This is a genomic window from Streptomyces sp. Root1310 (assembly GCF_001426425.1).
In the GTDB taxonomy this organism is placed as follows: Bacteria; Actinomycetota; Actinomycetes; order Streptomycetales; family Streptomycetaceae; genus Streptomyces.
The window spans coordinates 566,751-580,126 of the sequence record NZ_LMEQ01000032.1 but is presented as its reverse complement, the minus strand read 5'-3'; the positions used below and the strand labels follow the sequence as shown (position 1 = coordinate 580,126).

15 protein-coding genes are annotated in these 13,376 nt (G+C 73.0%); 9 read left to right on the top strand and 6 right to left on the bottom strand.

The features are described 5' to 3' along the window. The first annotated feature begins 13 nt into the window (after positions 1-13). From ASD48_RS35740 to ASD48_RS35730, 3 genes are all read left to right on the top strand, one after another. The gene (locus ASD48_RS35740) at positions 14-1,540 is read left to right on the top strand and encodes an IucA/IucC family siderophore biosynthesis protein (protein WP_057606019.1); all 1,527 of its coding nucleotides are present in this window, start codon (positions 14-16) and stop codon (positions 1,538-1,540) included. Positions 1,541-1,642: 102 nt separating this feature from the next. Beyond that, positions 1,643-2,905, top strand: coding sequence for a VWA domain-containing protein (locus tag ASD48_RS35735; RefSeq protein ID WP_020125460.1), 1,263 nt, complete (start codon positions 1,643-1,645; stop codon positions 2,903-2,905). After that, entirely contained in the window at positions 2,905-3,741 is an 837-nt protein-coding gene (locus tag ASD48_RS35730) for a hypothetical protein (RefSeq protein ID WP_057606018.1), read from the top strand. The genes ASD48_RS35735 and ASD48_RS35730 overlap by 1 nt, the downstream gene beginning before the upstream one ends. A 112-nt stretch (positions 3,742-3,853) precedes the next feature. Here ASD48_RS35730 and ASD48_RS35725 read toward each other — a convergent pair whose 3' ends face one another. Continuing rightward, complete coding sequence (locus tag ASD48_RS35725; RefSeq protein WP_057606017.1) at positions 3,854-4,495, bottom strand: winged helix-turn-helix transcriptional regulator; 642 nt, start codon at positions 4,493-4,495, stop codon at positions 3,854-3,856. Positions 4,496-4,581: 86 nt separating this feature from the next. On the opposite strand from ASD48_RS35725, the gene ASD48_RS35720 reads away from it, so the two are divergent. From ASD48_RS35720 to ASD48_RS35705, 4 genes are all read left to right on the top strand, one after another. Beyond that, entirely contained in the window at positions 4,582-5,790 is a 1,209-nt protein-coding gene (locus ASD48_RS35720; protein ID WP_057606016.1) for a pyridoxal phosphate-dependent aminotransferase, read from the top strand. A gap of 160 nt (positions 5,791-5,950) precedes the next feature. Then, positions 5,951-6,550, top strand: coding sequence for a histidine phosphatase family protein (locus ASD48_RS35715; protein WP_057606015.1), 600 nt, complete (start codon positions 5,951-5,953; stop codon positions 6,548-6,550). A gap of 48 nt (positions 6,551-6,598) precedes the next feature. Continuing rightward, positions 6,599-7,312 (top strand): hypothetical protein, encoded by a 714-nt coding sequence (locus ASD48_RS35710; protein WP_057606014.1) that lies wholly within the window; start codon positions 6,599-6,601, stop codon positions 7,310-7,312. A gap of 59 nt (positions 7,313-7,371) precedes the next feature. Next, positions 7,372-7,794 (top strand): acyl-CoA thioesterase, encoded by a 423-nt coding sequence (locus ASD48_RS35705; protein WP_057606013.1) that lies wholly within the window; start codon positions 7,372-7,374, stop codon positions 7,792-7,794. Between the two features lie 31 nt (positions 7,795-7,825). Here the strand turns inward: ASD48_RS35705 and ASD48_RS35700 are convergent, their stop codons facing one another. Continuing rightward, positions 7,826-8,221 carry a helix-turn-helix domain-containing protein gene (locus tag ASD48_RS35700; protein WP_057606012.1) on the bottom strand — a complete coding sequence of 132 codons (396 nt, stop codon included), beginning with the start codon at positions 8,219-8,221 and terminating at the stop codon, positions 7,826-7,828. Between the two features lie 101 nt (positions 8,222-8,322). Here ASD48_RS35700 and ASD48_RS35695 point away from each other — a divergent pair, with 101 nt between their 5' ends. Continuing rightward, positions 8,323-9,783 carry an MFS transporter gene (locus tag ASD48_RS35695; protein ID WP_057606011.1) on the top strand — a complete coding sequence of 487 codons (1,461 nt, stop codon included), beginning with the start codon at positions 8,323-8,325 and terminating at the stop codon, positions 9,781-9,783. A 104-nt stretch (positions 9,784-9,887) separates the two neighbouring features. On the opposite strand, the gene ASD48_RS35690 is transcribed toward ASD48_RS35695, so the two are convergent. Then, positions 9,888-10,748 carry an NAD(P)H-binding protein gene (locus ASD48_RS35690; RefSeq protein WP_199876119.1) on the bottom strand — a complete coding sequence of 287 codons (861 nt, stop codon included), beginning with the start codon at positions 10,746-10,748 and terminating at the stop codon, positions 9,888-9,890. A gap of 87 nt (positions 10,749-10,835) precedes the next feature. Here ASD48_RS35690 and ASD48_RS35685 point away from each other — a divergent pair, with 87 nt between their 5' ends. Then, positions 10,836-11,654, top strand: a complete 819-nt coding sequence (locus ASD48_RS35685; protein WP_079074175.1) for a helix-turn-helix domain-containing protein — start codon at positions 10,836-10,838, stop codon at positions 11,652-11,654. Between the two features lie 239 nt (positions 11,655-11,893). On the opposite strand, the gene ASD48_RS35680 is transcribed toward ASD48_RS35685, so the two are convergent. From ASD48_RS35680 to ASD48_RS35670, 3 genes are read right to left on the bottom strand one after another with little or no spacing between them, the layout of a single operon-like run. After that, on the bottom strand, positions 11,894-12,175 hold the full coding sequence (locus ASD48_RS35680; protein ID WP_057606010.1) for a hypothetical protein: 282 nt from the start codon (positions 12,173-12,175) through the stop codon (positions 11,894-11,896). After that, positions 12,147-12,920 carry a hypothetical protein gene (locus tag ASD48_RS35675; protein ID WP_057606009.1) on the bottom strand — a complete coding sequence of 258 codons (774 nt, stop codon included), beginning with the start codon at positions 12,918-12,920 and terminating at the stop codon, positions 12,147-12,149. The genes ASD48_RS35680 and ASD48_RS35675 overlap by 29 nt, the downstream gene beginning before the upstream one ends. Positions 12,921-12,924: 4 nt before the next feature. Next, on the bottom strand, positions 12,925-13,215 hold the full coding sequence (locus ASD48_RS35670; RefSeq protein ID WP_057606008.1) for a hypothetical protein: 291 nt from the start codon (positions 13,213-13,215) through the stop codon (positions 12,925-12,927). Positions 13,216-13,376 lie beyond the last annotated feature (161 nt).

The window sequence follows — 13,376 nt, the reverse complement described above, 5'->3', positions numbered from 1 at the left end:
CAGGAGCCCACCCGTGCACCGTCCCCCCACCGCCGAGGCCGAGCTGGCCGCGGAACTGGCCGCCGTACGCCCCGCTCTCGGCCCGCGGTACACGGCCGCGCTGCCCGGGGCGAGGGCGGCCGTGCTGACCCGGCTGTGGCGGGCGCTCGTCCACGAACCCCTGCCGTGGATCGGGCACCGCGAGGGGTCCGGCGGGGAGAGCCTGCTGCGGCTGCGCGACGGCCGTCGTCTGCACGGCCCGCGCGCGGATCCCTACGCGACCGACGCCTATGTGACGGACGTCCGGCTGGACGGTGTGGCGTACGACGATCCCGCGCGGCTGATGACGGAGCTGGCCGTGCCGCACGGCGCGGGCTTCGCGGCCGAACTCGGCCACAGCGTCGCGTCGTTGGCGTTGTCGCGGGCCGGGCAGGAGCCCGGCCCCGCCTCCTTGCGGGACCCTGGCACGTGGCCGGTGCACGACTGGGAGTGGGAGCAGCGGGTGGTGGACGGCCATCCGTATCATCCCAACTGCCGGGCGCGGCCCGGGCTCTCGGCCGCCGAGCAGCTGGCGTACGGTCCCGAGCACCGGCCGGTGGTGCGGCTGGGGCTGCTGCCGGTGCCCGCCGACGAGTGCCTGGTGTCGGGCACATGGCCACAGGAGCTGCGCGAGGGAACGCGGCTGGTGATCCCGGTGCATCCGTGGCAGGCGGCGCACGTGCTCAAGCGGTCCTGCGAACAGGAGGCCACCGCGCATCCGCTGATGTCGTTGCGCACCCTCGCCCTCCCCGGCGGCCCGCACGTCAAGACCGCGCTGAGCACCCGCCTGACCTCCTCCGTCCGGGACATCTCCGTCGGCTCCATCGTCGCCTCCGCGGCCCTCTCGGCGTTCGCGGAGACCCTGACCCCGCACACGGACGGCCTGCTGCACACGACCCGCACCCTCGGCGCGGCCACCGCGAACTCCCCCGATCTGGCGGCCGTGTTGCGGGAGTCGCCGCGCGCGTTCGGGGAGCCCGGCGAACACGTCGTCCCGGTAGCCGCCCTCATCGGCACCGAACTGCCCTCCTCCCCCGCCTGGTTGGCGCAGTTCGCCCGTCTCGCGCTCACCGTCGGACTGCGGCTGCTGGAACTGGGCGTGGCACTGGAGGCACACGGCCAGAACCTGCTGGTCGTGCTCTCGGCGTCGGGCGCCCCGCTGCGGCTGGTCTACCGCGACCTGGCCGACATCCGGGTCAGTCCGGCCCGACTGGCCCGGCACGGCATCCCGCTGCCCGACGAACTGCCCGAGCGCATCCGCACGGACGATGTGACCGCGCTGCGGCGCAAGCTGTTCGGCTCCCTGGTCGCGGGCGCGCTGGCCGGGACGGCGGGCAGCCGTCCGGCCCTGCGTGCGGCCCTGGAGACGGCGGTCCGGGGCCTCCCGCGCTCGCCGGACCTCGTCGCGTTGTGCGAGGAACCGCTTCCGGCGAAGGCACTGACACTCATGCGGCTGTCGGCGGGGGCGCCCGGGGACCAGTGGGCCCTGCTGCCCAACCCGCTCACCGGGGACGCATGTTGACCCATGACACGAGCCCCGGCCGGTCCCGGAGTCCGGCCCGGATGCCGAATCCGGTTCCCCGCCGTTTTGTGGCCGGACGCCTCTGATCAATAGGATCCGCCGATGATCAGAACACAACGGCTGGCGGCGGGCGTCTGCGCCCTGCTCGCCGCGCTCACGGCCGGGATCGCGTTCCCTGCCGGGGCGGTCGCCGACGAGACCACCGCCACCGCGCCCAAGGTCGACCTGGTCCTCGACGTCAGCGGTTCGATGCGGACGAAGGACATGGACGGCGGGACGCGGATGGCCGCGGCCAAGCAGGCGTTCAACGAGGTGCTGGACGCGACCCCGGAGAACGTTCTCCTGGGCATCCGCACCCTGGGCGCCAACTACCCGGGCGACGACCAGAAGACGGGCTGCAAGGACACCGCGCAGCTCTACCCGGTCGGCCCGCTGGACCGGACCGAGGCCAAGACCGCGGTGGCGACCCTGTCGCCGACCGGCTGGACGCCGATAGGCCCTGCCCTGCTCAAGGCCGCCGACGACCTCGACGGCGGCACCGGCTCCAAGCGCATCGTGCTGATCAGTGACGGCGAGGACACCTGCGCTCCGCTCGACCCGTGCGAGGTGGCCCGTGAGATCGCGGCCAAGGGCATCGGCCTGACGATCGACACGCTCGGCCTGGTGCCCAACGTCAAGATGCGCCAGCAGCTCAGCTGCATCGCCGAGGCGACCGGCGGCACCTACACCTCGGTGGAGCACACCGACGAACTCACGGACCGCGTCAACCAGTTGGTCGACCGGGCCGCCGATCCCGTGGTGACGCCGGTCGCCACCGAGGGCGCGGCCTCCTGCTCCGCGGCCCCGGCCCTGAAGTCCGGGCTGTACACCGACCGCGAGGAGTTCGGCCAGGAGCGCTGGTACAAGGTCGACGTCGAGCCGGGCCAGGAGCTGCGCGCCTCGGTGAGCGTGTCGGCGGACCGGACCATGAACCCCGACTACGGGGTGCTGCTGCGGGCGGTCACGGTGCACGGCCGGGAGATCGTGCGCGGCGAGGCGGCCGGCAACGGCCGTACCGACGTCATCTCGACCGGTCTGCGCTACCCGAAGGCGGAGAGCGACGAGGACGAGGCGCCCGCCGAGACGGTGTGCGTGCAGGTGACGAACTCCTACTCGGCGGCCTCGGGGGTGAAGACCACGCCGGGCATGCCGCTGGAGCTGACCGTGGACGTGGTCGACGGTCCCTCGCAGGCGAGCGACGTGGCCTCCTTCGGCCTCGGGCGCGGCTGGTGGCTGCTGGGTGTCCTGGTGCTGTTCGGCTTCCTCGCGGGTGTGCTGTGGGGCTGGGTGTCCCGCTGGCGGGTCGCGGTCTGGAGGACCAACTGATGCGTATCACACGTGTGTTGAGCGGCGCCCTGCTGGCGCTGGGTCCGGTGCTCGGGCTGGCGCTCGGACCGGCGGCCGTACCGGCCGCGGCCGACTCCACCCCGTCGGCGAGCCCGTCCGACGACAGCTCCGCGCCGACCGAGGCGGGCACGTCGTTCCGTACGGCGACGGAGATCGACCAGGGGCAGACGGCGACGGCGAGCGGGTCGGCGGGCGACTACCTCTACTGGTCGTTCCCGGCCGACTCCGGGCAACGCCCCACCGTCAAGGCGACGGTGAAGCTGCCTCAGGCCCACACCACGCAGACCTGGCAGGTCGACGTGTACGACGGTCTGCGGCGCCGCCAGGCCTGCCAGTACGGCGCCCAGACGCGCACCGCCGGCCAGGGCACGGCCTCGCTGGAGCTGGCCTGTGTGCTGCGCACGGTCCGCGCCTGGTCGGAGCCGTGGGCCGACGACCCGCTGCCGGGCACGTACTACGTCCGGCTGACGGCCCTCGACCTGAAGGCGGCCGACCTGGGTCTGCCGGTCGGCGCGGAACTGCGGGTGGACTCCAAGGACATCGGGGGCGCCGCGGCCGTCGACGGCTCACTGGCGAAGCCGCTGGTCCCGGGCATAGCCGTCACGTCCAGGACGGACGAGGACGAGGACGAGGACTCGTCGGCCACGGCCGTCCTGTCGAGCATCGAGCCGGACGACGGCTGGGCGTCCGGCTGGTGGTCCGACCGCTGGGTGTGGACCGCGATCGGCGCGGTGCTGGCCGCCCTCGCCGGGATCGGCGGATACACGCTGACCCGGGGGTCGGGACGCCCACGGCACGTACCGCCGGGCGCCTGACGCTCACTTGACGCACCATCAGAGGGCCTGTCGCGCACAGCGGCGGGCCCTCTGCCGTGCGCCGCGCCCCGCCGTGCGGGACGCCCTCCCCCCGGCCGGCCGCCGGCCGCCCTCAGGCTTCCCGCAGCGCCTTGGCCAGGGTTCCGTCGCCGCCGACCTCGATCCGCCCGGCCCGTACGGCGTCGAGCACGCCCAACCCGCCCTGGGCGACGGCCGTACAGGTGTCCGTGTCGAGGACGAGTCGCGCGTCGGGCTCCCCGGGCGCGGGCCCGTCACCGTACACGGGACCGTCCTGCGCGCCGACGTACAGGTGGAAGACCCCTTCGTCGAGCCGGACTTCGACGAGCCCCGCGCTCCCGCACGCCTCGCCGTCGAGCCTGCGCAGCAGCGGCAGCGCGAACCAGTGGGCGCGCAGGGCGTCCGTGGGCCGACGCTCGCCGAGTTCGCCTTCACCCCACTCGCCCAGGGCCTGCAGGACGGGCAGCAACCCCCGCCCGCGGCCGGTCAGTTCGTACACGTAGGCCGCGCCCGGCGGGGGCAGCCGGCGCCGGGTGGCCAGCCCGTCCCGCTCCATGTCCTTCAGTCGTGAGGCGAGCACGTCCGTGCTCACCCCCGGCAGATCGGCGTGCAGGTCCGTGTAACGGCGCGGGCCGGCGAGCAGCTCCCGGACGATCAGCAAGGTCCAGCGGTCACCGACGGTGTCGAGCGCCCGGGCGGCGGAACAGTACTGGTCGTAGCTTCGGCGAGGTGACATGGGACGCAGTCTAGACATGTCGTTGGACTTTCCAAGCTGGAACTTGGTAAAACCAAGCAACACACGAACCGGAGGGGCGAGCGCGCATGGAGTTCCGGCAGTCGAACAAGCTGAGCGAGGTCTGTTACGAGATCCGCGGCCCGGTGATCGAGCAGGCCGACGCGCTGGAGGCAGCCGGCCACAGTGTGCTGCGCCTGAACACCGGCAACCCCGCGGCCTTCGGCTTCGAGGCGCCGGAGGAGATCCTCCAGGACATGATCCGGATGCTCCCCCGGGCGCACGGTTACACGGACTCGCGGGGTGTCCTCTCCGCCCGCCGTGCCGTGGCCCAGCGCTACCAGGAGCGGGGCCTGGAGGTCGGTGTCGACGACGTCTTCCTCGGCAACGGCGTGTCGGAGCTGGTCTCCATGGCCGTACAGGCCCTGGTCGAGGACGGCGACGAGGTCCTGATCCCGGCCCCGGACTTCCCCCTCTGGACGGCGGTCACCACCCTCGCCGGCGGCAAGGCGGTCCACTACCTCTGCGACGAGCAGGCCGAGTGGTACCCGGACCTGGACGACATGGCGTCCAAGATCACCGACCGCACCAAGGCCGTCGTCATCATCAACCCCAACAACCCCACCGGCGCGGTCTATCCGAAGGAGATCATCGAGGGCATCCTCGATCTTGCCCGCCGGCACGGTCTGATGGTCTTCGCCGACGAGATCTACGACCAGATCCTCTACGACGACGCCGTCCACCACTCGGCCGCCGCGCTCGCGCCCGACCTGGTGGTCCTGACCTTCTGCGGCCTGTCCAAGACCTACCGGGTGGCGGGTTTCCGCTCGGGCTGGCTCGTGGTGACCGGCCCCAAGCAGCACGCCAAGGACTACCTGGAGGGCCTCACCATGCTGGCCTCCATGCGCCTGTGCGCGAACGCGCCCGCCCAGTACGCCATCCAGGCGGCGCTCGGCGGCCGCCAGTCCATCCACGAGCTGACGGTGCCGGGCGGCAGGCTCTACGACCAGCGCGAGACGGCCTGGGAGAAGCTCAACGAGATCCCCGGCGTGTCGTGCGTGAAGCCCAAGGGCGCGCTGTACGCGTTCCCGCGCATCGACCCGAAGGTGCACCCGATCCACGACGACGAGAAGTTCGTCCTGGACCTCCTTCTGCGGGAGAAGATCCAGGTCGTCCAGGGCACCGGCTTCAACTGGCCGGCCCCCGACCACTTCCGCATCCTGACGCTGCCGCACGCGGACGACCTGGAGGCGGCGATCGGCCGGATCGGGCGGTTCCTGAGCGGGTACCGGCAGTAGGCGGCCGGGCGGGTGGTTCGCCGGACCGTTCACCGGACGGAGTTCCCGCCCGACGCCGCCTCCCGCCGCCCGTCTCCCGCACGCCGCCGATCGCCCGCGTGCGCACGCCCAGGTCCTGTGTCACGGTGCTGGAAGGCACGGCAGGAAGGGGCACGCGCGCGTGGGCGACCTTTTTCTCGTGCGGCACGGGGAGACCGAGTGGTCCCGCTCGGGCCGGCACACCGGAACGACGGACGTGCCCCTGACCGAGCACGGCCGGGACGAGGCACGACGGCTGGTGCCGCTGATCCGTTCACAGCGGATCGGGGCCGCGTTCGTCAGCCCCGCGCAGCGCGCGCGGGAGACGGCGGAGCTGATCGGACTGCACGAGGTCCGGGTGGACGCCGGCCTGCGGGAGTGGGACTACGGCGGCTACGAGGGCATCACGACGGCCGAGATCCAGCGGACCCGACCGGACTGGTTCCTGTTCACGGACGGGGTCCCGCCCGGCCCGCCCGACCATCCCGGGGAGACGCCCGAGCAGGTCGGCGAGCGGGCCGACCGGGTGCTGGCCCAGGTCGACGCGGCGCACACCGACGCCGGGCACGGCGTGGTGCTGGTGGCGCACGGGCACTTCCTGCGGGTGCTGACCGCCCGCAGACTCGGGCTGCCGGCATCGGCCGGAGCGCTGTTCCAGCTGGCGACGGGGACGCTGTGCCGGCTGGGCACGGAACACGGGCGGCCGGTGATCGCCGCCTGGAATGTCAGACCCGGGCCGTAGCCTTCGACGAGGGCCCCCGCCGGGGGCGGCACTCGAGGGGAGCCCGCCGTGACACGACCGCCGACCGCCGCCCAGCGGCGGGTGATCGACGCGGCCGACCCGGTCACCGGGCGGCTGCGGGGCACGCAGGCACAGCTGGCGGCGCTGGTACGGCAGGGGCTCGCCTTCCGGCATCCGCGCCCGCCGCACGACCACTTCCTGACACCGGCGGGACACCGGACACGAGAGGCGGTCCCGGAGCCGGGCGCCCGATCGCCCGAGGCCGCCCCGGCAGGAGCTGCTGCGGCCACGGCGGCAGCCGCGGCCGCAGGCACTCCGCGGGCCGCCGCCGAGCCGCCGGCGGCGGCGGACACCGGTGTCTTCGCCGCGCGCGTCGGCGGCGAGGAGGACATCGGCCCGGCCGCCGCTCCCGCCCGGGCCCGCGAGGTGCACAGCGCCTGGCAGGGCCTGCTCGAACTGCGCCGGATGACCCACCCGGACGGAGGCACGGACCGGCCGTGCGGCTGGGAGCGCAGCCACCTCGTGCGGGCCGCCGCGCTGGCCCTGGAGGCCGCCGGCCACCGTCCCGCCGGGCCGCGGGGCACCGACGGCTACCGGGTGCGGGCGACCCCGCAGCCGGAGGCGGTCGCCGTGCACGGACCGGACGACACGACACTGCGGGCCTGCGCGGCCACCCTGGAAAAGGCGGGCTGGCAGGCCGGCGAGCACACCGATCCGCGCACCCGGGCGCGCTATCTGCTGGCCTCCCCACGCCGGGTGTGAGGGACATGCCAAGATCAGCGGGCAGGGCACCGACTCCGAGAAAGCGAGAAGGGGACACCGTGAGCGAGCCGTTCTCCGTCCGGATCACCGTACGCGGATACGAGACCGACGTGCAGGGGCACCTCAACCAGAGCGTGTACATCAACTACGCGGAGCACGCCCGCTGGTCGCTGCTCCAGGCCGCGGGCATCACCCAGGCCGGCCTGCTCGCCAAGGGGGTGGGCCCGGTCGCCCTGGAGACGACCATCCGCTACCAGCGCGAACTGCTGGCGGGCGACGAGGTCGACGTGACCTGCGTCTTCGAGTGGGGCGGCGGCAAGACGTTCCGGATCCTGCAGACCATCAGCAAGGCGGACGGCACGGTGTCCGCCCAACTCACCTCGGTCGGCGGGCTGCTGGACCTCACGAAGCGCCGGATGGTGGCCGACCCGACGGCCTACTTCAAGGAACTCGCCTCGGATCCGGGCCTGTTCGGGCTGTAGCGCACACCGGCTCAGCTCACACCGGCTCAGCTCACACCGATTCCGTTTCCCGCGCGGTGTCGTAGGCCGCCCGCGCCTCGGCGATATAGACCCTGTTGCGCTCGGCCCAGTCGGTCAGGCGTTGCAGGGTCTCGTGCAACTCCAGCGCCACCGGGGTGAGTTCGTACTCGACCTTGGGCGGCACCGTCGGATGCACCGTGCGGGTGACGAGCCCGTCGCGCTCCAGGTTGCGCAGGGTGAGCGTCAGCATGCGGCGGCTGATGCCCTCGATACTGCGCTCCAGCTCCGTGAAACGGATGGGGCCGTGCGCCGCCGCGACGAGGATCTGCACACTCCACTTCCCCGAGACCCTGTCAAGAACCTCCCGCACCGGACAGGCGTGCGCGTTCACGACCTGCGAGGTAACACCGGTGTTCCCCTGGGACATCGAAGTGCCTCCTTATGCCGCTCTCCATGGTTATCCACGATGGTCCCCGTTACAAGTCGTGCACCAAGGGTTCACCAGGAGAATGTGGAGGCCACGCCGCCATGACGGCCATCGCCGGGTCCCCGAGACCGACACCGACACACACATCGCCATCGAAACGAACGTACTCCCGCCGGGCGTCCCTCGTCGTCCTGTGCGCCGGAACCCTGATGACGATCCTGGACGGCAACATCGTCACCGTGGCGATGCCCGCCGTCCAGAGCGACCTGGGGTTCAGCGCGTCGGGGCTGGCCTGGGTCGTCAACGCCTATCTCATCCCCTTCGGCGGTCTGCTCCTGCTGGTCGGCCGGCTCGGCGACCTGGTGGGACGCAAGCGGATGTTCACGGCGGGCCTCGCGGTGTTCACCGCGGCGTCCGTGCTGTGCGGGGTCGCGGGCAGCCGGGGGACGCTCATCGCGGCACGTGCCCTGCAGGGCGTGGGCGGGGCGATGACCTCGGCGGTGGTCCTGGGCATGCTCGTGACCCTCTTCCCCGAGCCGCGGGAACAGGCCCGCGCCATCGCGGTGTTCAGCGCCGTCGGCGCGGCGGGCGGAGCACTGGGCACGTTCCTGGGCGGGGCGCTCACCCAACTCGTCAACTGGCACTGGATCTTCCTCATCAACCTGCCGATCGGCATCGTGGCCTGGCTCGCGGCCGTGCGGGTCCTCGCGCCGGAGACCGGCGCCGGGCTCGGCAGGGGCGCCGACTACCCGGGCGCGGCTCTGGTCACGAGCGCGCTCATGCTGACCGTGTACGTCATCGTCGGCGCCGGTGGCCGCGACGGCACCGCCACCGTGCTCCTGGCCCTGCTCGCCGTGGCCCTGTTCACGGGGTTCGTCCTGCGCCAGGCCCGGGCCGCGCGCCCGCTGCTGCGCCTGCGGCTGTTCGGCTCCCGGCTGCTCAGCGGGGCGAACGCCGTCCAGGTGCTGATGATCGCGACGATGTTCGGCTTCCAGTTCACCGGCGCGCTGTATGTGCAACGCGTCCTCGGGTACAGCGAGTTGGCGACCGGTACGGCGTTCCTGCCCGCGCCGGTCCTGATCGGCCTGCTGATGCTGGTCCTGTCCGCGCGGACCGTCGGCCGCTTCGGCCCGTACCGCGTCCTGCTGGGCGGTCTGGTGCTGATCACCGCGGGAATGGCGCTGCTGAGCCGCGCACCGGCCGACGGCTCCTACGCCGCCGACTTCCTCCCGCCCATGCTGCTGATGGCCGCCGGTTTCGCCGCCGCGATGCCCGCACTGACCGGACTGGCCATGTCGGGAGCCCGGGAGGAGGACGGCGGCCTCGCCTCCGGTCTCTTCAACACCACGCAGGTGGTGGGCGGTTCTCTCGGCCTCGCGGTCCTGTCGACCCTGGCGGCGAGCCGCACGGACGACCTGCTCGACGGCGGCGCACCGCTCCTGCCGGCCACGGCCGAGGGCTACCGGCTCGCGTTCCGGGCCGCGTCGCTGATCGCGGCAACGGCACTGACCCTCGCGGCGGCAACCCTGCGGACGAGGCACCCGGAGCGGGACAGAGGCTGAGACGGCCCCCCTCCCCCCGGGGGGGGAGGGGGAGAACCGACAGGACGCCCGGCGGAGCGAACCCCCGCCGGAGGCAGGTGTGTTGGTCGGCCGCCCCCGGTGGCTCATGCCGTGCCGAAGGCCTCCCGGTGGTCCCGTGCCCACTCGCGGTACGTCCGGGCCGGACGTCCCAGCAGTTCCCGTACGTCCTCGGTGACGACGGCGTTCCCGCCCCGGCGGACGTAGGCGGACCCGCGCGCGATTCCGTCCGCGACGGCCTCGTCCTGCCCCCGGCCGAGGAGGTACTCGCGCACCTCGTCCGGGGCGAGGTCGTGTGTCGTCACCGGACGGCCGAGGACCTCCGTGAGGACGGCGGCCTGGCCGGGCACGCTGATGGTCCCGGGTCCGGTCAGCGTGTACGTCCGCCCCGCCCGGCGCTCGTCGAGGAGCACCACCGCCGCCGCCTCGGACACGTCCCGCGGGTCGACGACGCCCTGGCGCCCGTCGCCGCTCAGGTTCGGTACCGGCTCGCCGGCGGCGATCGCCTGCGCCCAGCCGAGCGTGTTCGAGGCGAAGGAGGAGGGCCGGAGCACCACCCACCGCGCCCCGCTCTCCCGGACGGCCCGCTCGCCGGCGACATGCCACTCGCCTCCCGGGCCCACCTCGGGATCCCCGGTGGCGATCGCGGACAGCTTGACCAGCCGTCCCACGCCCGCGGCCCGCGCCGCCGCCACCAGGGCGCCGTCGTGCTGCGCGGACGGTCCCGGCACGCCCACCAGGAAGGCTGCCGTCACCCCGGACATCGCCGCGTCCAGGGAGGTCCGGTCGAGGTAGTCCCCACGTGCCACCTCGGCCTCCGCGGGCAGGTGCGACCCCGCCGGGTCGCGGGTCAGGGCGCGCACCTTCTCGCCGCGTGCGGTCAGGTGCCGTACGAGTTCGCTGCCGATGGTGCCCGTGGCACCGGTCACGAGAATCATGTCGACCACGCTGGCGTCCGGCCCCGCCGTGGCTCTAGGAAATTCCGGCACGGTTCGACCGCCCGGGGGAACCCGGGGCACGCCTACCGTGGAGGCGTGACGAACAGCCCCGCGCCTCCGGCAGATCCGTCGTCCCCGCCCGAGCGGGCCCTGCCCGTCCCCTCCGCACTGCGGCCGTGGTTCACCGGCATCGGGGCGGTCACGGTCGACGGCCCCTTCGACGACGCCTTCGCGCACGTACCGGACACGGACACGAAGGTGGTCGTCCGCGAGGAGCGAAACGGCCGCCGGGACACCCTGGTGGTGGGACCGCGCACCCGCGCCTCGTACCACACGGACCTGCACAAGCGGTCGGTGTCGTGTGTCCAGCTGCGCCTGGAACCAGGGGCGGTGGGACCGCTGTTCGGCGTGGCGGCGGTGGACCTCGTCGGCCGGGTCGTCCCGCTCGGCGACCTGCCGACCGGGACGGCCCGACGCCTCGCCCACGAGCTGACGGGGGTCGAGCGGGAGGGGATCACCGCACGTCTGGCGGACCTGCTCCCGCCCGCCGCGGACGGCTCCCGCGAACGGCTGCTGCGGGCCGCCGTCGACGCCCTGTCGACCCGCCCGTACCGCACCCCCGCCCCCGTACGGGACGTGGCACGCGAACTCGCGGTGAGCGAACGTCAGTTGCGCAACCTGTTCGCCGACGGCGTGGGCGTCTCCCCCAAGCACTACGCCCGTATCGACCGGCTGCGCCACGTCCTCACGCACGCGGCCTCCGCCCCGTGGGCCGAACTCGCCGCCGCCACCGGCTACTACGACCAGTCGCACATGACGGCCGACTTCCGCACCCTGATGGGTGTCCCGCCAGGGGCGTTCTTCACCGGGCGGCTGCCCCGGGCCACACCCTGTCAGGCGCTCCGGCAGCGGTGAATTCGGATGCGCGCAGCCGTGCGGACCTGCGATGCTCCGGTCCCATGCCCGTACGACGTGTGAAACCCAGCCTCTATGTCTCCGTCGACAAGTACTAACTAAGGGCCTTCGAATCCTAGGCCGCTGACCTGGGGCGACGTCGATTTACTTTAGTTAATTCGGCCCGATCGGGCGGGCGGAGCACACCAGGGAATCCCTGGCGCTCGACGCTCCTCGCCAGGGATCCACAGAAGCCCAGGTCAGTCCCTCCAGGGCGAGATCACCCGGCTGAGCGACCCCCTGTGCAGCCGGGCGCGCAGCTCCGGCGGCCAGGTGTCGACGGCGGCGTGGTCCTGCTCGGTCAGGCCCTGCACCGGGGCCACCGACCGCTCGGCCGCCGGGGGCGGGGCGGACAGGGTGCGCCTGCGCCGACGGCGGGCCCGCTTCAGCTCGGCGGTCAGCTCGGCCACCCGCTCGGTGTCCGGCGGGTCCTCCGCCAGGGCGGCCGTCAGCTCAGCCTTGATCGTCGTCTTCGTCCTCATCGTCATCCTCCTCAAGCAGGGCGCGGGCGGCGGCCAGCACCGAGTCGGCGTCGTCGCGCGGGGGCCGCCGGGCAGACGGGCCGGGCGGCAGGGCGAGCTGTTCGACGGTCGGGGCGTCCTGCGGCTCCACGGCCATGACCCGGTACCGCAGCCCGTCCGGCCCGTCGATGTAGAGCTGTCCGCCCTCGTTGTAGGGCGTGGGCGCGGCGGTCAGGGGCGGCAGCGGCTCCGGCGCGCTCCAGGCCCCTTCCAGGGCGCGGAGCCGGGCACCGGCGGCCTCCAGGGCGTACTGCTGCCGGTCGGGCGGCAGGGAGACGGCCGCGAGCCCGGCCATGACGGCTTCTACGACGTCCACGGACTCCTCGTCCACCCGGCGCTCCAGGGAGACGGTCAGGGCTTCGGGGGCGTCGGCCCCGTGCAGCTTGCGCCGGGACTCATTGATCCCCCGCAGGACGTTGATCGCCTTGAGCCGGGTGTCGGGGTCGTCGGCCTTGGCGTACTGCGCCTGCGCCTTGAGCCACAGGTCTTGCAGCTCGGCGTCCCGCATGGTCACGAAGGTTCCCACCACGGGGGTGAGGTGCGCCGCCGCCTGCTGCTCGACGATGGCGTTGACCCGGGACTGGGACAGGCCGACTTCGGCGGCGATCTGCCGTTCCGACAGCCCGCGCACCTTGAGTTTGAAGATCTTCTCGTCACGTTCGGCCCGGCGGGCACGGTTGCCACGGGCCTGCGGGGGTGCGGTCATGTGATCACTCCTCTGTGATCAGGCGGGCGAGGTCGCACAGGACGTTCACGGCCTCGTCGCACGCGCTCTCGGCTGCGACCCACCAGGCGTCGTACGCCCTTCGGTAGCGGTCTCCACGGGGCCGGTGAGGGCCGGAGCGGCCGGGGACCTTGACGGTGCAGGGGCGGCCGACGGGAGCCCGGCACCACGTGCACGGGAAGTCGGTCGGCACGGGTGCCGGTACCCGGGCGGTGAACCGGTCCCGGGCCTCGGAGCATGCGGCGGTCAGGACGTCGTGGGCGGGGCTGTGGATCATGGTTGGGGCTCCTTTCGGATCTTGAACTGAGTGATACCGCGATCTTGGGTATCGGGGCCCGAACCGATACCCGGGTATCGGTACCGGGTATCGGTTCGGGCGGGTATCGGTATCGCTCGTGCGGGGCTCTGACCTGGGCTTACGGCGATACCCAAGATCGG

Bases quoted from the DNA above. Each gene is read 5' to 3' on its own strand.
- ASD48_RS35735 (WP_020125460.1), top strand. From the start codon at position 1,643: ATGATCAGAACACAACGGCTGGCGGCGGGCGTCTGCGCCCTGCTCGCC.
- ASD48_RS35730 (WP_057606018.1), top strand. From the start codon at position 2,905: ATGCGTATCACACGTGTGTTGAGCGGCGCCCTGCTGGCGCTGGGTCCG.
- ASD48_RS35725 (WP_057606017.1), bottom strand. From the start codon at position 4,495: ATGTCACCTCGCCGAAGCTACGACCAGTACTGTTCCGCCGCCCGGGCG.
- ASD48_RS35720 (WP_057606016.1), top strand. From the start codon at position 4,582: ATGGAGTTCCGGCAGTCGAACAAGCTGAGCGAGGTCTGTTACGAGATC.
- ASD48_RS35700 (WP_057606012.1), bottom strand. From the start codon at position 8,221: ATGTCCCAGGGGAACACCGGTGTTACCTCGCAGGTCGTGAACGCGCAC.
- ASD48_RS35695 (WP_057606011.1), top strand. From the start codon at position 8,323: ATGACGGCCATCGCCGGGTCCCCGAGACCGACACCGACACACACATCG.
- ASD48_RS35680 (WP_057606010.1), bottom strand. From the start codon at position 12,175: ATGAGGACGAAGACGACGATCAAGGCTGAGCTGACGGCCGCCCTGGCG.
- ASD48_RS35675 (WP_057606009.1), bottom strand. From the start codon at position 12,920: ATGACCGCACCCCCGCAGGCCCGTGGCAACCGTGCCCGCCGGGCCGAA.
- ASD48_RS35670 (WP_057606008.1), bottom strand. From the start codon at position 13,215: ATGATCCACAGCCCCGCCCACGACGTCCTGACCGCCGCATGCTCCGAG.